We start from the raw sequence: 17,476 nt of genomic DNA on the forward strand, positions 1-17,476 counted from the left end.
GGGCTTGCACAGAACCTGACCGCGCTCGACGCCTTCACGGTCGATACCGCGCAGCAGAGCACCGATATTGTCGCCAGCCTGGCCCTGATCGAGCAGCTTGCGGAACATCTCGACGCCCGTAACCGTCGACTTGACCGTCGGACGGATGCCGATGATCTCGACTTCCTCGCCGACCTTGACGATGCCGCGCTCGACGCGACCCGTCACCACCGTGCCACGACCCGAGATCGAGAACACGTCCTCGATCGGCATCAGGAAGGGCTGGTCAATCGGACGCTCGGGCTGCGGGATATAGGTGTCGACAGCCGTCATCAGCTCGAGGATCGCGTCCTCGCCGAGCTTGGCGTCGCCGTCATTGAGCGCGACGACCGCCGAGCCCTTGACGATCGGAATGTCGTCGCCCGGATAGTCGTAGGACGACAGCAGCTCGCGGACTTCGAGCTCGACCAGCTCGAGAAGCTCCGGATCGTCGACCAGGTCAACCTTGTTCAGAAACACGACCAGCGCCGGAACGCCGACCTGACGGGCGAGCAGGATGTGCTCGCGGGTCTGCGGCATCGGGCCGTCGGCAGCCGAAACGACCAGGATCGCGCCGTCCATCTGCGCCGCGCCGGTGATCATGTTCTTCACATAGTCGGCGTGGCCGGGGCAGTCGACGTGGGCGTAGTGGCGGTTCTGCGTCTCGTATTCGACGTGCGCCGTCGAGATCGTGATGCCGCGGGCGCGCTCTTCAGGAGCCGCGTCGATCTGGTCGTACGCCTTGAACGTCGCGCCGCCCGTCTTCGCCAAAACCTTCGTGATCGCCGCCGTCAGCGACGTCTTGCCGTGGTCAACATGGCCGATCGTGCCAATGTTGCAGTGCGGCTTCGTACGCGCGAATTTCTCTTTAGCCATCGACGTGGTTTCCTGTCGTCTCGTTCTAACGAGCCAGACGGCTCAAACTACAAAGCGATAGGCCGCCATGGGCGGTCTCTATCGTCGGCAATTCAAAACTCAGTTGATGGAGCGGGTACCGGGAATCGAACCCGGGTATTCAGCTTGGAAGGCTGCTGCTCTACCATTGAGCTACACCCGCACGCTTACGCAAAGTCGAAATGGTGGAGGGGGTTGGATTCGAACCAACGTAGACTAAGTCAACGGATTTACAGTCCGTCCCCTTTAACCACTCGGGCACCCCTCCGGACATTTCGGCAGAGCGTTCAGCGATCAGGATAGTATCCGGAACCCCGTGCCGGAGGCGCCGGTTTTCCGTGGCGCGTCTTATGCCGACGTTGCCCTGCCCTGTCAACGCATATCGCGCTCTCCTTTCCGCGCTCCACAGGACCTTCGTCGGACGATTGCTCCGCGACCCACGCGCACCTATAAGGCTGCGATGAGCGAAGAAAACCGACCGACCAAGCGATCCAAGCATTCCGGCCATTATCGGCCCGGGAAGAACCGTCCCGACAACCGCGCGCCGCGTCATTCAGGCCCGCACAGCCCCGGCGATCGTTCGCCGGATCAGCTGTGGATATATGGCATTCATGCCGTGGCCGCCGTGCTCGCCAACCCACGCCGCAAGGTGTTGAGGCTCCTCGTGACGCTGAATGCGGCGCAGCGCCTGCGCGACGACGGCGCGACGCTGCCCGACGAACTCGAAGACATCACCCCGCACGATCTCGACAAGTTGCTCGGCTCCGAGGCCGTGCACCAGGGCGCCGCGGTCCAGGTCGCGCCGCTTGAGCCGCTCTCGCTCGATTCCCTCGAGCATGCGCGCCTCATCGTCGTACTCGACCAGGTGACGGATCCCCATAATGTCGGCGCGATCCTCCGCTCGGCCGTCGCCTTCGGCGCCGAGGCGCTGGTGACCACCGGCCGCCATGCCCCCGCCGAAACCGGCGTGCTGGCCAAGGCCGCTTCGGGCGCGCTCGAATCGATCACGATGGTCGAGGTGCCGAACCTCGCCCGCGCGCTGACAGAACTGGGCGAACTCGGCTTCACGCGCATCGGCCTCGACAGCGAAGGCACGGCCGTGCTCGAGGATTCGATGGGAGGCGACAAGATCGCGCTGGTGCTCGGCGCCGAGGGCAAGGGCCTCCGCCGTCTCTCGCGCGACAAATGCGATGTCGTCGCGCGGCTCGACATGCCCGGCCCGATCAAGAGCCTCAACGTCTCCAACGCGGCCGTGCTGTCACTCTATCTCGCACGCCGCCACCTCGGCTGAGTGCAATCCGGCAATGAGGATGCCGGACGATCGGCGTCGGCATCCTCGTCTGCCCGCCGCCTTCGTGGCGCAGGCCTGTCCGTGGCGTTGAATTCCACCGCTCCGACCTTGACCACGCCCCCCGGTCCTGACTAAACCCCTCCTCGGGCCGGCGTAGCACAGCGGTAGTGCAGCGGTTTTGTAAACCGAAGGTCGGGAGTTCAATCCTCTCCGCCGGCACCATCATCCCCGACAATCGCTGCGAAGCAGTGATTCTACCTTGCTCAGCAGGCGGGGTTCACTGCGCGCAGGCGGCTCTCAAACAGCCTGTGTTGCGCTGCAGCAAAAACAAGCGCTAAACTCCGATCACTCGTTCGGACCCGGTGAAATCCCGGGTGGCTCTTCCGGCCGCCGATCCGCCGGACCACGCACCAGCCTCGATGCCCCATTCAGCCCCTTTTCCGGGGCGGGCCGCTATGTGCTCTTCGAGTTTCATCCATGAACCTCTCTTCCACGCGCCAGGAATGGCTGACCCGCCCCACGCGGGAGATGCTTGCCGGAGCGGTCGCTACTTTCGCGCTGATCCCAGAAGTGATCGCCTTCTCCTTCGCGGCCGGCGTCGACCCGCAGGTTGGCCTGTACGCCTCCTTCGTGATCAGCATCGTGATCGCCTTCGCTGGCGGCCGGCCGGCCATGATCTCGGCAGCCGCGGGCTCCGTCGCGCTGGTCGCAGCCCCGCTCGTCCATGCCCACGGCCTCCCCTATCTCCTGGCCGCCGGGCTGCTGGCGGGTGTCATCCAGATCGTGTTCGGTTTGCTGCGGCTGAGCGTCCTGATGCGCTTCGTGTCGAAGTCGGTCCGCACCGGCTTCGTCAACGCGCTCGCCATCCTGATCTTCGCGGCGCAATTGCCGCATATCATCGGCGGCGGCTGGGTCAGCTATGCTGTGCTCGCGGCCGGGCTGGCGATCATCTATCTGGCGCCGCGCGTGACGACCGCGATCCCCTCGCCGCTGATCTGCATCGTCATCCTCACGGTGGCATCCATTGCCTTCGATCTGCCGGTAGACAGGGTGGCGGATCTCGGCAAGCTGCCGGATGCGCTGCCGATCTTCGCCTGGCCCGATGTGCCGCTCAATCTCCAGACGCTGGGCATCATCGCCGGTCCTGCCTTGGCCATCGCCATGGTCGGACTGCTCGAATCACTGATGACCGCCGGCGTCGTCGATGACCTGACCAATACGACCAGTTCGAAGAATCGCGAGAGCGCCGGGCTCGGCCTCGCCAATTTCGCGGCGAGCCTGTTCGGCGGGATCGCCGGCTGCGGCATGATCGGGCAGACGGTCAGCAACGTGAAATATGGCGGCCGGGGGCGGCTCTCGACGCTGTTTGCCGGGGTGTTCCTGCTGGTCCTGATGGTGCTCCTGAAGCCATGGGCGTCGCAGGTCCCGGTCGCCGCGCTGGTCGCCATCATGGTGATGGTCTCGATCGATACCTTCGACTGGTCGTCGGTGCGCAGCCTCGTCGCTCATCCGCGCATGTCGAGCATCGTCATGATCGCGACGGTGGCCGTCACGGTCACTACGTCCAATCTCGCTCTGGGCGTGACAGTGGGCGTGCTGCTGAGTGGCGTGTTCTTCGCCTTCAAGGTCGCGAGCCTGCTCCATGTCGTCTCCGAGACGGAGGCGGAGACGGGCCGGCAGGTCTACCGCGTGACCGGCCAGGTGTTCTTCGCGTCGGCGGATGCCTTCGTCGATTCGTTCGACGTGACCGAGGCGGCCGGAAGGAATGTGCTGGTCGACGTCTCGCAGGCTCATTTCTGGGACATCACGGCAGTCGCCGCACTCGAAAAGGTGCTGCACCGCTTCAGGGCACATGGCGCCCAGACGGAGGTCCTCGGCCTCAACGCCGCGAGCGCGACGCTGATCGAACGCCTCGACCGCTCGGCCATGTTTGGCGATACGGTCGCTTGAATGAGCGGCGCGGCACATGTCCAGTGCCGCGCCTCCAATCCGCCGCGGCGCCGAAAGATCGGCTTGGCGGCAGCAAGCGCCGAGATTACTTCCCGGCCTTGCGCGTCAGGTGCAGCGAGGAGATGCCGGCAGCGACATTGAGGCCGGTCTGCGTCGTGACCGAAAGCGGCTGCAGCGCGATGCTGCCATCGCCACCGCCAACCAGCACATTGGCGCCGAGGCCGACACCGACGGTCGCCTGCGCGGTGGCGCCCGTGTAGCGGCCGGACAGGTCGCCGTGGCGCCGGGTCGGCTCGAAAACGCTCCATACGATGGTGCTGTTGCGCGTGATACCGACATCGAGGCCGATCCTGTCGATACGGCCAGTATAGAGTTCATTGCCACGGCTCGAATGGAACTCGCAGTTCAGGCTGCGACGAGATCCAAAGAGCAGGCCGATGCCGGGTGCGACATGGCAGGTCAGCGTTCCGGTTTTGACGGCGGCCTCCGCCACGGACGCCAGCGGCAGCGCCGCCGTGAACGCAACAGCGCCGGCCAGGACAACGTTCAACAGTTTCGACATGATCGACCTCGTTCCAGATTTGCCGACGTCCAACGGGCCGCCCGGGCCCCTTCCACGTGCCTTCGAACGTCAGGGACTGCGATTAGAGTTCACGGTATGGTAGCGCCCATCGCCGCCACACGGACCAGCGTCAGGCGGCGAAACCGTGGCAATTGTGAGGCAGCAGCGGGATCCGTCACGACTTGATCCTGGGCGGTCCCTCATCCCGGCAAGTCCGGCAGATGGCCCCGACTCACGTCAGGGAGCGCGGCCGCAGCCGCCATCGCATGCCCATGCGCGGAACAAGCGATCCACGAAACGGCCCGCTCAATCGCGATCAGGACTGTGAGTAAGCCGGCTCGCCGTCCGCCGTGATGTCGAAACCAATGCTTAAACTTGATCAGGCTCAACGACTGGACATCAGATCGAGAACAAGCCTAACCTGTGACCTACATTATGGGGAGACTGATCTTGAAATTCTTGTTTATCGCGGTTTTGTCGACATTGGCGCTTGCGGGTTGCCAGTCGAGTGGCGGTGGCGGAAACAGTGATTATTCCGGCGCCTGCAACTCCGTTGGTTCCGGCGCGACGCCCGACGTCATCTGCCGCTGAGCAACCGGCCCGCTGCGTTCCCGGAACGCAGCGGGCCGTTTCCGTTCATGGCGCCGTCGAGGCGTCGCCGTGTGGCGCATCCATGGTGAGAAGCTCGACGGCCTCGCGAAGCGGCGCCTCGGAAATGTGAATGAGCCCGCCAAAGGGCTGGTCGAGTTCCATGAGCAGGAACACCGCGCTGGCGACCGACAGCGAGCAGAGCATGAAGGCGACGATGACCGTCGCGTTTCGCGGCGCGAACATGCCGAAGCTCACGAAGATGACCACCAGCCAGAAGATCAATATGATGAGGAATGGCGTCTGCAGCGCGCTCCCGCTCTGCTCGACCAGCAGCCAGCGCGACTGGGCAATATCGCCGGTCAATTCAAGCGCGCGGCCCTGAAGCCATTTCTCCCCGTCCGAAGCCGGCGTCAACCCGCGCAGGATATTCTGGATCTTCTCGATATTGGACGACGCGCTGAGATCCGTCCAGACGGTCTTCACATTGATCGTTCGGCCCTGGCGATTGGCGAGCGCGACCACTGAATTCTTCAAAATCGTCCGCGCCTCGTCGGCTTCGGGGCCGTACTGCCTCAGCACGCGATCGAGCAGCACGAGATTGGCCATGGCCGCGCGATATTCGTGGTCCTTTAAGTCATAGCCGCCCTTGGCCGACGCGATCAGCAAGCCCAGGATCAGCGCGGCCAAAGTGGCGACAGTGCCGATGGCGAGTTTCACGGTCTCGCGCGATTCGCTGCTCAGGTGATGGCCCGGAAGGACGCGGGCCAACCAGAGCCCAGCCATCGCCCCGCTTGAAATACAAACGAACACGATGAGACCGACCCAGGCGGGCGACAGCCAAAATGATGAAAGAACCATCCAATTCACCGAAAGCGCCGTTCGAGACCGAGCATTAGCGCCGGCATCCGAATAAATATATCAAGCCAATATGCTTTGACATGCTCAATCTTACGCAACGGCATTACAGTAAACTATTTCGTGAGCGGCCCACCATTCCAACGATATACCATACCGATCTAGGCCTATTGATCCAATACCGAACCGGCACCCTGAATCCCGACCGCCATCCCTGCCCGATTGGACCACGAAATATTCGTTCAAAATAACGAAAATTTCAGCATGGATCAGCAGAAGCGCCTTCCTCAACTTGTCATTGCCCGCAATTTATTATTTGCTGCACCTGCGAAGTGCCGGCGCATTGGAGGGGCTCCGACATATTGGCATGTCGTTTGGTTGGCGTGAACCGTTCTGAGGGGGGCGGTGGACGGGGGTTTGATTTGAACGATCTTGCGAGAAATTCATGAGTACGCCATCACAGCCCGAAGGGCCGAAATGGCGCTCAGGTCCATTTGTCTATGGCGCCGTGCTGGTGTCATTGCCTCTGATCGCCGTGGCGATTTGGGCATTGCCCATTGTGGCACCGCTGGCGTTGAAGGGCAATCTGGCGGCTCCCAAGGCCCTTGGCGGTCTGGTGTGGTTCGCCATCGTCCTGCTGGCGCCTGTCGGTGCGCTCTATTTTCGGCGCCTGTATCACCGACGTGCGGAGTGGCGACGTCCACGCAGCCTGTCGATCGTCTTCGCCGGCCTGGCGTATGTCGTATCGATCTTGTCCTACGTGGCGATCGCGCTGCTGATGACGAAATTCAATCTCTGACGCCGGAGGAGGAGGACGAGGCCGCCTAGCGCGGCTTCGTCGTCTCGGCCAGTGCCGCCAGAGCCTTCGCCGCCTCGTGCGAGCCGGTGCCGGCCACTGCGACGAAGATCTGCTTGGCTTCCTGGAAGCGGCGGAGATGGAAGTAGCTCCAGCCGCGCATCATCAGGCGGTCGTTCTGCTCGGGCGCCAGTTGCGACAGTTCGTTGAGATACATCAGCGTCTCGACGAAGCGATTGTCGTTATAGGCGGCTATGGCGCGCTGCGAGAGGATCGCGACGCGCATTTCGGTGCTGCGCGCCGCGGGCTGCGATGCAGCCGCGGCCGAAACTGCCGCTGCGTCCGTCAATCCAGCCTGCAGATTGGCCAGGGTTTTGCCATAGGCGGCATCCTGGCGCATCTTCGCGTCCCCCTTCTGCAACGCCGTCTCGAACGCATCGACCGCCTCGATCGAGCGATTGAGATTGAGCATGCACCAGCCACGAGCCAGGGCGGCCGACGCCGACAGTTGGCCCGCCGGCTGGCTGCCATTGCAGGCCCCGCCGCCACCGCCATTGCTGCCCCGCGTCGCCGAGGTGCGGACCACGCGGGCGGAGGCGGGTACGGGATCGACGGCGACAGCAGCCTCGCCCGGCCCGATCTCCGACGAGATCGGATCGATCGAGGGTACCAGCGTATCCTGCCCGGTCGACGCGGCCTGACGGACCGGCTGGCCTGGATTCTCGATGCTTGGCGGCAAGGGCAGATCGTCCGCCGACGAGCGGCGTCCCTGTGCCGCGGCGCGTGGATCGGCGAGCCGGGCGATCCGCTCCGAGCGCGGTCCCCACACCTTCACGACCTTCTGGAATGCGGCCTTGTTGCCGAGCCGGTTATAGGCGAGCGCCAGGCCGAAGGCCGATGGCTCGTTGTTCGGATCCCAGGTGAGCGCTGCCGTGAACCAGCGCGCGGCCGTGAGCGTCTGACCGATATTGTAGGCGTACCAGCCGAGTTCCTGCGCGCCTTGCGGAAAGCGCGCCTCGCTGATCGCCTTGGCCATGCGCGCCAGCACGTCCGGCTCGATCTTGGCCGGCGGATCGAGCGAGAGCAGCGCCGTCGCCACCACGAGATAGGCCTGCTTGTTCTCCGGACTGTCGTCGCGCCATTGATAGGCCGCCGCCTCGCCATCGGCCGGGCGCTTCAACTGGTTGAGCGCATAGGCATAGCCACGCGCGATCTCCGGTGTATCGGCTCGGGTCTTGGCAAGTTCATACCATTTGGCGGCCTGAGCCGGATCACCATGGGCGAACCAGTAGCCGCCGAGCAGCACGGCATCGTCCGCGACGGTGGCGTTCTGTGCGATCTGCGCCAGAAGCGCCAGGTCGGCCGGCGTCGCCTTCTGCTTCGGATCGGCGGCCGCGGCGCCGACGCGCTTGCGCGCCAGATCGCCCTTCACCGGGGCAAACTCGCCCTGCCCGTCTGCGCCCACGCGCTCGAGCTTGAGCAGGTCGTCCAGTTCGCCATCCTTCAGATAGGTCATGGCTTTCTGGACCGTCGCGAGCCGTTCCTTCGGATCGACGCAGTTCGACAGGACATAGGTGCCAACATCACGCGCGCGGGACGAGCGATCGGACTTCGCGAAGGCCTCCGACAAGCGCCAGAGCACATCGACATCGGCGCAGGTCAGAAGGCTGGGTGTTGCGGCGGCAATCGAGACGACCGTATCCCATTGCTGCGCGTTGGAGGCGTTGACGAGCCGCTCGCGCGCTTCCCCGATATCGAGCCGCGCCAGCAGGTCAGCCGGCGGCTTCCATTGCGGATCATGCGCCAGTCGATCGGCGATCGCCCCTCGCGCCGCGGCGTACTGGCCATCGCTGTAATACTTCCACATCTGATCCAGCAGCGGATCGGCGATCGGCTTCGGCTGTGTCAGGTTGTCCGGCGGATACCAGTCGGGATAGAGCGCGCGCAGACGGCCGATCTCGGCATTCAGGCGACGCGTATCGCCCTGCCGCGCAAAATAGCGCAACGCTGTCTCGTCAACCGCGTTCGGATCAGTCGCCGTGCCGGGCGTGGGACTGACCTCGGTCACGGGCGGCGCCGGGGAACTGGCCGGTGTGCCGTTCGCCGGCTGCGTCTCGGTCACCAAGGGCGCGGCGGGCGGCAGCGGTGCCGCAGCCGGAGGCGGCATCTGCACCGGCGGAACCGCCGTCGCCTGCGCCATCTGGATGGTATCTACAGGCGGCCATTGCCTTGCGGAAACGTCCTGCCCGCCGAGGCTGATGAGATCTGCCGATGCACCCGCCAATGTCCGCTCGCTGGCCTGGGCGGTCAGTCCCATATCGCCCGACGGGCCATAGCCGATGCGGAGCGCCGCCGCGCTGGTCAGCGCGACGATCGCGATCGAGCCGAGGCCGATGAAAGCGCGCCTCACAGGCATTCGGCGTGCCTTTCTGCAAGATAGGAGATCGACAGGAGATAGAGCGTCGACGGGTAGTAATGCGTCGGGGTGAAGGATTTCAGTTCGCTGGGGATCTTCGTGCCACTGCGCACGCAGGCGAGAAGCGCCGGTAGCATCCTGTAGCCCGCATCGGTCAGCCGCTCATCGATCTGGTTGGTCATCACGTTGATGATCGGCAGGCCATTGACGCCCGCCCCGGCCCAGGCGGCCGAGAAGGGCGCGAGCAGGTCGGGATTATCGATGCCGGCGCGGACGAGATAGAAGGGAATGCGCAGCGCGTTGTAGCCGAAGACCGGATCGAAACCGGCAGCGGGCTTCGCCTTGCCGCCATGAAGGGAGATCCATTCGGACGGCAGGCCGGCATCGCCGAAGCGGGCGCTGGCGAGAAGATCGAGACCGGAGCGCGCGAGCGCCTGCCAGTCCGTATCCGGCGCGAGCTGCTGCATGACCGGCAGCGCCTCGAAGATCCAGTAGGACAGATTGATGACCGGGCCGTCGGCACGATCCTTGGTGGCGAAACCCGAAGCCCCCGGGAGAAGCAGGCTCTCGCCACGCTCGTCGATCACGGTCGCCTTGCCGAGCGCCTCGGCAAGCGCTGTCGCCGCCTGCGTGTAGCGATCATCCGACCATGCCTTGCCGGCCAGCGAAAGCGCATAGGCGATCAGGAGATCGCCATCGCTCGCATTGTTGATGTCAGGCACATGCGGGGTTGTCGGCAGCCATTTCCAGACCGCGAGGCCGTCATTGCGCAGCAGCATTTCGGTCTGCGTGAACGTCCAGATCCGCTCGAAACCGGCGCGATCATCGGCAGCGAGCGCGAGCAGCAAGCCGTAGCCCTGCCCTTCCGTATGGCTGATATTGCCATTGGCGTCGTCAATGATGCGACCGCTCGGATCCAGGAAACGCTCGCAATAGACCTGCCAGGCCGCCTGGCTGATCGTGCCGCGGATCGTCAGTTCAGCCGCGCGGGGTTCACGGGTCATGACCATGCCGGAAAGGACGAAGCAGGCGATCAGCAACAGGCGGGCGAAGCGCGGGCTCACGACGGCCTCCCGAGGCGGCGCAGCAGCAATGACGTCATGCCGCCCAGCGCAAGGCAGAGCACCATGAGGCCGATGGCATAGAAGATGATGTTGCTGGAGAGCCAGTTGGCCGCGATCAGGCGGACATTCTGGAACGAGAGCGGCTGCGTCACGATGAACTCCGTGCGCGCCGGCAACTGATTCTCAATCCGACCGGTCGTGGCGGTGAAGGTGCTGATCTGGCCGCCGACCTGGGTCCAGGTCTCGACGCCGGCGATAGCCTGTGTCCCCGACATGAGTTGCCGTTCGCTCGGGGCCGTCAGAAGCGTCCACGTCCCCGATCCATCCGGGCTCGCGGCCTGAGCGAGGATCAGGGTCGTCTTCGCCCGCGGCTCGTAGATCACGCTATCGGCTGGTCCCAGCCGCAAGGCGGAGAACGATATGTCGAAGGTGCGTCGCATCCAGTCCTCGAAGGCCGTGATCTGCCCACGCCAGCCGCCGCCGCCCGCAAGCTCATCCTTCCACTTGTTGAAGGTGATCTCGGTGTTTTCACTGTCGAGGTCCGCAGGCGTGCCGGCATCGGCGATCCCGCCGGGCACGGGGGCGGTCCCGCCGCCGGAGGTGGACGAGAACGACATCTGGGCCGGACGTGGCAGATCCTCGCGCCAGCTCGTCCGCGCCGCCTCGGATATGCCCATCTGGCTGAACAGCCCGGCGGGAATCTGCGGCGCAGCACCAATGATGATCGCGGACTGATTGCCGACAGCCGTCAGTTGGGTGGGCACGAATGAAATGATGCGGCCACCCTGGATAGCCAGCCGGCTAACGAAGGTCGCGGCCGCGGAAATCGTATCCCTGCCCGCACCGGCGAGGACCAGCGGCGTCGGCGAGGTCGCGACCATGTAGGGATAGGCCGTTCCGGAAAGCGCGGCGAGATTGGGCAATTGCCCGATCCGCGCGAAGGTCGGCATGGAGAATTCGGTCGTATCGAACAGAACGAACCGCGCCGGGCCCGCCGTCGAGCCTCCCGGCGCGCAGACCTGATCCGCGGCCGTGTCGAGCATTGCCTCGATGGTGATCCGGTTGACGCCGGGATGGAAATGACGAAGCGGGATCTGGATCGGCAGATGGCGGAAGATGCCGCCATGCGTGACGATGCGTGTCGTCGCCGCGATCTGGTCGTTGACATAGATGTCGATATGGCTCGCCGGCAGCACGGCCGCCGTATAGGCCGCGTCGAGCAACAGCGTCGCTTCGCCATAGGCCGAGGCATAGAAGTCGGACGGAATGCCGACGCCGAAGCTGGTGCGGAACCGGCGGCCGGAGAATTCCTGCGTCGGGACGCCGACATCAGACAGGCGCACGGTTTCGGCTGCCCGGAAATACCGAACCTCCGGCGCGAACCAGCTCGCCGTGTCGAGCGTCTTGCGCGCTATGCCGACGGGCCGATTGACCGTCTTTGCCAGCGCATCGATCGTCGCTTCGATCTGGCTCCAGCTTCCGGCCGACACCACCATGACATTGGCCCCGATCGCGGGATCGTCGATGAAGTCGATCGGCGCGAGCGGCGACGCTTCGTTGATCGGCGCCGAGGTGAAGGGCTGGATTTCGGAAGCTGTCCCGACGAGCACGGTCAGTGTTCCGGGACCGTCCGGTTCACCTGCGCTGTCGCTGATGGTCACGCGCGGGTTGGGGAACGCTCCGACCATGCCGATGATCTGGCTGAGCTTCAGGATCGGCGCCGCGACGGCGGCCTGATTGCGCGTCGGCACGATCATGTGGATCGAGGTTACGCCCTTGGCGTCATAGCCGACGGCGGCGACATCATCGAGCTGGCGCAGGACGGGCGGAGCGAGATCGCCGTCGAAGGTCAATGTCGTGCCGGCCGGGTCGATATCGGTCCAGAGTTCGAAAGTCGACGCGATCGAGCAATCCGTGCGATGGCGCTGCGAGATCTGGAAGCGCAGCATATTGGCGCCGGCCAGCGTCAAGCCTGCCGGGATCGCCGCGCTGACCGTCCTGAAGCTGTCCGACGACGCAAGCGCCGTCTCGAGCACCGGCTGATCGTTGAGCAGCACGCGCAGGCGCGAGGCCTCGGGCATGACGACGATGGCGTTCTTGTAGCTGACGTCAATCCGCGCGGAACGGCCGGCCTGCTCGTTCGAAAGCGTGATGGTCCAGGCGCGCTGGTCGATCTCGCCCTGGAAGCGGAGCGCGGCCTGCGGAATGATGTAGCGACGGTTGGCCGATGCCGCGAAGAAGGCCGGCGCTACGGGCGCTACGGGCGCGGGCGTCTGCAGGGCCGGGGCTGGCGCGGTGACAGGTGCCGGTACGGGCGCCACCGGCGTCGGCAGCGGCGACACCGCGACCGGGGGAGCAGGCTGGCTGTTCACCATTGGCGCCGGCAGCGGATTGACGGCGACGGGGGGCGGCAGCGGGTTCACGGCCGTGGACGGACGCAGCGGGGCGACTCCAGTCCCAAAGGGCGCCGGCGCTGGCGCGATCGACGGCGACACGGGCGACGGCTGGATCGGCATGTTGCCGCGCTCCGTGCTCATGTCGAATGGCTGCCCGGTCTGCGCAGCCGCGAGACAGGTCGCGCCGATGACGATCAGTGCAGCGGGGAGAAGGCGCGGAAAACCGATCATGCGCCGCTCTTTCCAGCGACAGGTGCCGCCGTCTTGGACGGCGAACGACGAATGATCTTGGTGAGATAGCCGAGGCCGCGGCCGGTCTGGTAGAGCGCCAGCCCGACGAACCAGATCGTGCCGCGCAGGATGCCGATATTGACGCGGCGCGACCACAGGAACTTGTACCAGAGGTCGGAGCTGGAAAAGACCAGGTCCGAGATCAGCCGGTAGTGATCGGCGATCGTCGGATCATAGCGGCAGCCGAGCATCAGTCCGCCGGTCCCACCCGCCACGGTGCGGACGCTGATCGGCAGTTCGTTGCGCAGGATCGGGACGTTGGTCTTGTAGCGAATGGCGCAAATCATGCCGCGATGAACGTCCTGCGCGGTCAGCCCGGTGGCATTGATCCGGGCGCCGCCGACGGAGGCATCCTCGATCGTCGCCGGGAAGACCCTGTCGCCGATCAGCAGGTCGCAGCGGCGCTTGACGCTGACGCGGCGGCTTTGCCGGCTCTCCTGCCGCTCCGACACAACGCCGAGCGCGCAGCCGGCGATCAGCAGGTTGAGCAGGTTCCAGCCGCCCACCACGAGCGCCACATCGGTTTTGTACGGCTCGGAATAGATGCGCCAGACCGTCATGATCAAGCCGGCGACCAGCAGGAAGAAGATGATGTAGAAGGGCCGCGCCAGTTCGGAGATGCGCGCTTCGTCGAGCGACTCGTTCTTGGCCGTGACCTTGAAGGTCGGCTTGCTCGGATTGAGGATCACGGAGATCAGCGCCGGCAGCAGATAGACCGACTGCACGTATTCATAGAGTTCGGAAATCCATGGCCAGCGGAAGCGGCCATAGAGGTAGTTCTGCATCATCAGGTTCACGAGCATGTAGGACGAGGTGTAGGCGAGGAATTCCGCGCCCGAGGCCGTGAAGATCTCGAGATTGAAGAACAGGTAGCAGAGCGGCGCGAGCAGGAAGACCCAGCGCGTCAGCGGGAAGAACCAGAACAGCGTGCTCGACATGTAGCAGAGGCGCTGCGGGATCGAGAGACCGCGCTTCAGCGGCGGAAAGCGGAAGCGCAGAATCTGCATCATGCCTTGCGCCCAGCGGCTGCGCTGACCGATGAAGGAGGTGAACGTCGCCGGCTGCAGGCCCGCGATCAGCGGACGATCGACATAGACGCTGTGCCAGCCGGTCGCGTGCAACTCGAGCGCCGTTTCGGCATCTTCGGTGATGCTGACGCCCGAGAAGCCGCCGGTCTGGTCGAGCGCCTCGCGGCGCAGCACGGCCGCCGAGCCGCAGAAGAAGGACGCGTCCCATTTGTCCAGGCCGCGCTGGATGATGCCGTAGAACATCTCGTTCTCGGACGGCATGGTCTCGAAGGTGCGCAGATTGCGCTCGACCGGATCGGGATTGAGAAAGAAGTGCGGCGTCTGCACCAGGAAGAGCTTCGGGTCCTGCGCGAAATAGCCAACCGTATAGTTCAAGAAGTCCCGCGCCGGCGCATGGTCGGCATCGAAGACCGCAATCAGGTCACCCTTGGAGACGCCGAGGCCGTTGTTCATGTTGCCAGCCTTGGCGTGCTCGTTGCGCTCGCGCGTCAGGTAGCGGCAATCGAGATCGGCGGCGAGCTTCTGCAGCGCGACATAGCGCTCCTCGGCCTCATGGGCGGTCTGCAGATTGTCGGAATGGCGCTTCTGGATGGTGCCGCCGTCATCGAGCAGCCATACCGTCAGCTTGTCGGCCGGGTAGTCCATCGCCTTGGCTGCCGCGAGCGTCGTAGCGAGCAGCTCGGCCTCCTCATTGTAGGTCGGCACGAACACATCGACAGAAGGCAGGTCTGGCGCGTTCGATTCGACCTTCAGCGAGCGCGGCGCCATCGGCCGCATCACTACGAAAAGGCTCAGGAACAGCATGAAAATGCTGTACATTTCGGCGATGTAGACCAGCACGCCGGGAATGAAGTTCTCCGGCTCGTTGATCGGCGGCAGCGTGCTCGTCGTGCGCCAATAGGCATAGCGCAGCACGATCGAGGTGCCGAGCGCCAGCGCGATCTGGCGCCAGACGCCCTCGCGCGTGAAGAGCTTGAGCAGGATCATCACGCCGACGACCGTCGCGCCCGCGACCAGATGGGCCTGCAGGTTGATCGGCAGCGTGATCAGGATGATCACCGCCAGGGCCGATATCCCCCACAGAACCGCAATCGCGATGCGCGTCATGTCACCCTCATTCCGATCCAGCTTCCGGGCCGCATCATTGACGAACCGGCGATGCGCCGACCGCTCGGCCATCGGTAATCTTCAGCAATCCAAGAAGTGCGCCGGCAAAGCCCCCTTTGCTTCATGCGCACCCCCATCTCTTCTCATGCTGCGGTGAACAACTTCTCTCGATCCACAATGAATCTATCGCGCTGCAATATTTTTCTGGGCTCAGGATGGCGGCGGAACGGATGCGTAATCGCCGTACTGCCGTGGCACGGCGTCGGGATAGGGCACCACGCCGGTCGACGGGGTCAGCGTCGGCGAAGGAACGATATCGGGGCCGAGCACCAGCGGATCATCCAACGTCTCGGCTGCCGCGACCGGCGCGACGCGGCGCACGACGGGGGCCTTGGGCACAGCAGTACTGACCACCGAGGGCGGCGGAATGACGGATGCGCCGGTCACGCCGACATTCGGCGGCGGGGGCGGCGCCTCGCCGAACGGATTCCATCCAGGCGTCAGGAAATAGGAATTGATCGTGAAGCCGTTCATCACGTCGAGCAGCGCGGATTCGGTGGCGCCGGTCTCGCAGAGGCGGAGGCGGATCGAAATCGTGCCCTGATGGCTGATCAGCGTCGGATCGAGATCGGGCGCGCGAATGCGCTGCCAGGCGAACAGGCAGGTATCGCCTGTCTTGGTGTGGCCGGTCGCAAAGCCGAACGAACCATATTTGTTCTGGGCGTAATAGGGCGAGACGCTCATCGGGATGCCCCAGAGCGCCCATTTCATCTCCTGGCCAATATTGAGCGCGGCCAGCGGCTGGTTCGGCATCTCCTTATAGGGGCCGGTGGTCTGCAGCACCGGGCCGAACATGGTGATGGTGAGCACGTTCTGGCCGGCCGTATGCGAACGGTTGGCGAGCACGATCTCCTGCGCGGTGGAATTGGTGTAGCGCCGCTCGACGACGCCGATCACAGCCGGGCCGCCCGGCGGCATGTCGACCATGGCGCGATCAGGCTCGACCCGCGCCGCTATCGAACCGGTCTGGATATCGGAGCGGCGGCCGGCACAGCCCGCCAGCGCGATCGAGGCCGCCATGCAGGCGAGAAGCGAAAGCCGCGACAGGCGCCGCGCCCCTTCCCGCCGAGGCTGGCGCCGATCGTCGTGACGGGGACTGATCATTTCGACGCGCATCGGCCGCAGTACATTTCATGGTTAATGGCGCGAGCCGCCGAGCGCCCGAAAAACCCGGGCGTCCGGCGCGGCATCGGCCGACGCCTCAATGGAACATGGTGGACTGGAGGTGCCGAAAGACCCTTGGCGCGGCGTTTCGGCGAGACTTGTCGTGGTGTTGGAACCGCCTGTCTACCCAGCGCCACAGTCGGCGATCTATGGTTAACATCGCGTTACGGCCGCACAGTTTCACCCTGGCGACGCGGCGCCAAGTCCATGCCGCAACAGCGATATTCCTGCGTCGGCAAAACGACGCAGATCATCCCGCCGACCCGGAGGGGTGCCGGGCCGAATACTGGCGGGGCATTACCGCGACGGAATAAAACTTGCGACTGTCAGAGATGCGGCGTGAGGCGGGCGACGAGATGATCGCGCTCGATCGTGCCATAAGGCAGACGCGCGCCATGCCCCCAGACGGGCCCCGGCCAGGCGGGATCGCCAACGCTGCGCCCGACGACATGGACATGCATCTGCCGCACGATATTGCCGAGGGCCGCGACATTGAGCTTGTCGAAGGGGGCGGCCGCTCCCAGTGCATTCCCGGCGCGGCGGATTTCCAATGCGAGCGTCGCGAGATCGGCGGCGTCGAGTTCCGTCCACTCGACGAGGCCCGGCCGGCGCGGCAGCAGCAACAGCCATGGATAGCGCGAATCATCCATCAGGCGGACCTGGCACAGCGTCCAGTCGGTCAGGAAGATGCTGTCGTTCTCGATCGGCGCCGCAAGGGCGAAGGTTTCAGTCACACGGGCGCTCCTCGAATCGTGCCGGCTGATCCTCGCCGTATCGCTGCGGAGCCGCAATGGCCGGTCGCTCGCGCCCCATGCGCGGCATTGGTGCCACACGCTCCGCTTGTGACGCGGCTTACGCCGAATTCTGCCTTGACCGCGCCATAGTGCGGGTCTTGTCTGATAATTGCTGCGCCTGCGGTTTTCTTTCGCCGGGGCGCTGCACCTCCCCTGCCGACCGAGGTCGTCGTGCCGATCACAGCCGTCCCGCGCGTAT

At 64.7% G+C, this 17,476-nt stretch carries 12 protein-coding genes, 3 tRNA genes and 1 other annotated feature; of the genes, 4 read left to right on the plus strand and 11 right to left on the minus strand.

The genetic code is table 11. From position 1 onward, the window contains the following. The 3 genes from tuf to QO014_RS19480 form a co-directional block, all read right to left on the minus strand. A partial coding sequence (gene tuf / locus QO014_RS19470) for an elongation factor Tu (protein WP_266350425.1) occupies window positions 1-894 on the minus strand: 894 nt, incomplete at its 3' end. A gap of 107 nt (window positions 895-1,001) precedes the next feature. Beyond that, window positions 1,002-1,075 (minus strand) — tRNA-Gly (locus tag QO014_RS19475). Window positions 1,076-1,095: 20 nt separating this feature from the next. Next, a tRNA-Tyr gene (locus QO014_RS19480) sits at window positions 1,096-1,180 on the minus strand. Between the two features lie 192 nt (window positions 1,181-1,372). On the opposite strand from QO014_RS19480, the gene QO014_RS19485 reads away from it, so the two are divergent. From QO014_RS19485 to QO014_RS19495, 3 genes are all read left to right on the plus strand, one after another. Then, a complete protein-coding gene (locus tag QO014_RS19485) occupies window positions 1,373-2,203 on the plus strand; it encodes a TrmH family RNA methyltransferase (RefSeq protein ID WP_266350426.1) in 831 nt (276 codons plus the stop codon). Window positions 2,204-2,350: 147 nt separating this feature from the next. After that, a tRNA-Thr gene (locus tag QO014_RS19490) sits at window positions 2,351-2,425 on the plus strand. 130 nt (window positions 2,426-2,555) lie between these two features. Then, window positions 2,556-2,611 (plus strand) — a sequence feature (sul1 is cis-regulatory element that is thought to sense ions involved in sulfur or methionine metabolism; They are found in Alphaproteobacteria). A 69-nt stretch (window positions 2,612-2,680) separates the two neighbouring features. Further along, window positions 2,681-4,153: a SulP family inorganic anion transporter gene (locus tag QO014_RS19495; RefSeq protein WP_266350427.1), complete on the plus strand. Its 1,473-nt coding sequence runs from the start codon at window positions 2,681-2,683 to the stop codon at window positions 4,151-4,153. 85 nt (window positions 4,154-4,238) lie between these two features. On the opposite strand, the gene QO014_RS19500 is transcribed toward QO014_RS19495, so the two are convergent. Beyond that, window positions 4,239-4,715 (minus strand): DUF992 domain-containing protein, encoded by a 477-nt coding sequence (locus QO014_RS19500; RefSeq protein WP_266350428.1) that lies wholly within the window; start codon window positions 4,713-4,715, stop codon window positions 4,239-4,241. A 636-nt stretch (window positions 4,716-5,351) separates the two neighbouring features. Next, the gene (locus QO014_RS19505; RefSeq protein ID WP_442358278.1) at window positions 5,352-6,164 is read right to left on the minus strand and encodes a bestrophin-like domain; all 813 of its coding nucleotides are present in this window, start codon (window positions 6,162-6,164) and stop codon (window positions 5,352-5,354) included. 442 nt (window positions 6,165-6,606) lie between these two features. Between QO014_RS19505 and QO014_RS19510 the strand changes: the two genes are divergently transcribed. After that, the gene (locus QO014_RS19510; RefSeq protein ID WP_266350430.1) at window positions 6,607-6,960 is read left to right on the plus strand and encodes a hypothetical protein; all 354 of its coding nucleotides are present in this window, start codon (window positions 6,607-6,609) and stop codon (window positions 6,958-6,960) included. A gap of 25 nt (window positions 6,961-6,985) precedes the next feature. Here the strand turns inward: QO014_RS19510 and QO014_RS19515 are convergent, their stop codons facing one another. The 6 genes from QO014_RS19515 to QO014_RS19540 all read right to left on the minus strand — a co-directional run bounded on the left by QO014_RS19515 (window position 6,986) and on the right by QO014_RS19540 (window position 17,217). Beyond that, window positions 6,986-9,373: a tetratricopeptide repeat protein gene (locus QO014_RS19515; protein ID WP_266350431.1), complete on the minus strand. Its 2,388-nt coding sequence runs from the start codon at window positions 9,371-9,373 to the stop codon at window positions 6,986-6,988. Beyond that, entirely contained in the window at window positions 9,364-10,383 is a 1,020-nt protein-coding gene (locus tag QO014_RS19520) for a family 8 glycosyl hydrolase (protein ID WP_370877186.1), read from the minus strand. The genes QO014_RS19515 and QO014_RS19520 overlap by 10 nt, the downstream gene beginning before the upstream one ends. Before the next feature lie 50 nt (window positions 10,384-10,433). Further along, window positions 10,434-13,064, minus strand: a complete 2,631-nt coding sequence (locus QO014_RS19525) for a cellulose biosynthesis cyclic di-GMP-binding regulatory protein BcsB (RefSeq protein ID WP_266350433.1) — start codon at window positions 13,062-13,064, stop codon at window positions 10,434-10,436. Next, a complete protein-coding gene (gene bcsA / locus QO014_RS19530; RefSeq protein ID WP_266350434.1) occupies window positions 13,061-15,259 on the minus strand; it encodes a UDP-forming cellulose synthase catalytic subunit in 2,199 nt (732 codons plus the stop codon). Before bcsA ends, QO014_RS19525 begins: the two co-directional genes overlap by 4 nt. Window positions 15,260-15,469: 210 nt before the next feature. Further along, the gene (bcsN, locus tag QO014_RS19535; protein ID WP_266350435.1) at window positions 15,470-16,423 is read right to left on the minus strand and encodes a cellulose biosynthesis protein BcsN; all 954 of its coding nucleotides are present in this window, start codon (window positions 16,421-16,423) and stop codon (window positions 15,470-15,472) included. Between the two features lie 386 nt (window positions 16,424-16,809). Then, the gene (locus QO014_RS19540; RefSeq protein ID WP_266350436.1) at window positions 16,810-17,217 is read right to left on the minus strand and encodes an HIT domain-containing protein; all 408 of its coding nucleotides are present in this window, start codon (window positions 17,215-17,217) and stop codon (window positions 16,810-16,812) included. Between the last annotated feature and the right edge of the window lie 259 nt (window positions 17,218-17,476).

Origin of the sequence: Kaistia dalseonensis (assembly GCF_030814715.1) — a bacterium.
GTDB classification, from domain to species: Bacteria; Pseudomonadota; Alphaproteobacteria; order Rhizobiales; family Kaistiaceae; genus Kaistia; species Kaistia dalseonensis.

Excerpts from the sequence above, each read along its gene's own strand:
- QO014_RS19520 (WP_370877186.1), bottom strand. The coding sequence starts at position 10,383 with ATGGTCATGACCCGTGAACCCCGCGCGGCTGAACTGACGATCCGCGGC.
- QO014_RS19525 (WP_266350433.1), bottom strand. The coding sequence starts at position 13,064 with ATGATCGGTTTTCCGCGCCTTCTCCCCGCTGCACTGATCGTCATCGGC.
- QO014_RS19500 (WP_266350428.1), bottom strand. The coding sequence starts at position 4,715 with ATGTCGAAACTGTTGAACGTTGTCCTGGCCGGCGCTGTTGCGTTCACG.
- QO014_RS19515 (WP_266350431.1), bottom strand. The coding sequence starts at position 9,373 with ATGCCTGTGAGGCGCGCTTTCATCGGCCTCGGCTCGATCGCGATCGTC.
- QO014_RS19510 (WP_266350430.1), top strand. The coding sequence starts at position 6,607 with ATGAGTACGCCATCACAGCCCGAAGGGCCGAAATGGCGCTCAGGTCCA.
- bcsN (WP_266350435.1), bottom strand. The coding sequence starts at position 16,423 with ATGATCAGTCCCCGTCACGACGATCGGCGCCAGCCTCGGCGGGAAGGG.
- QO014_RS19495 (WP_266350427.1), top strand. The coding sequence starts at position 2,681 with ATGAACCTCTCTTCCACGCGCCAGGAATGGCTGACCCGCCCCACGCGG.
- QO014_RS19485 (WP_266350426.1), top strand. The coding sequence starts at position 1,373 with ATGAGCGAAGAAAACCGACCGACCAAGCGATCCAAGCATTCCGGCCAT.
- bcsA (WP_266350434.1), bottom strand. The coding sequence starts at position 15,259 with ATGACGCGCATCGCGATTGCGGTTCTGTGGGGGATATCGGCCCTGGCG.
- QO014_RS19505 (WP_442358278.1), bottom strand. The coding sequence starts at position 6,164 with ATGGTTCTTTCATCATTTTGGCTGTCGCCCGCCTGGGTCGGTCTCATC.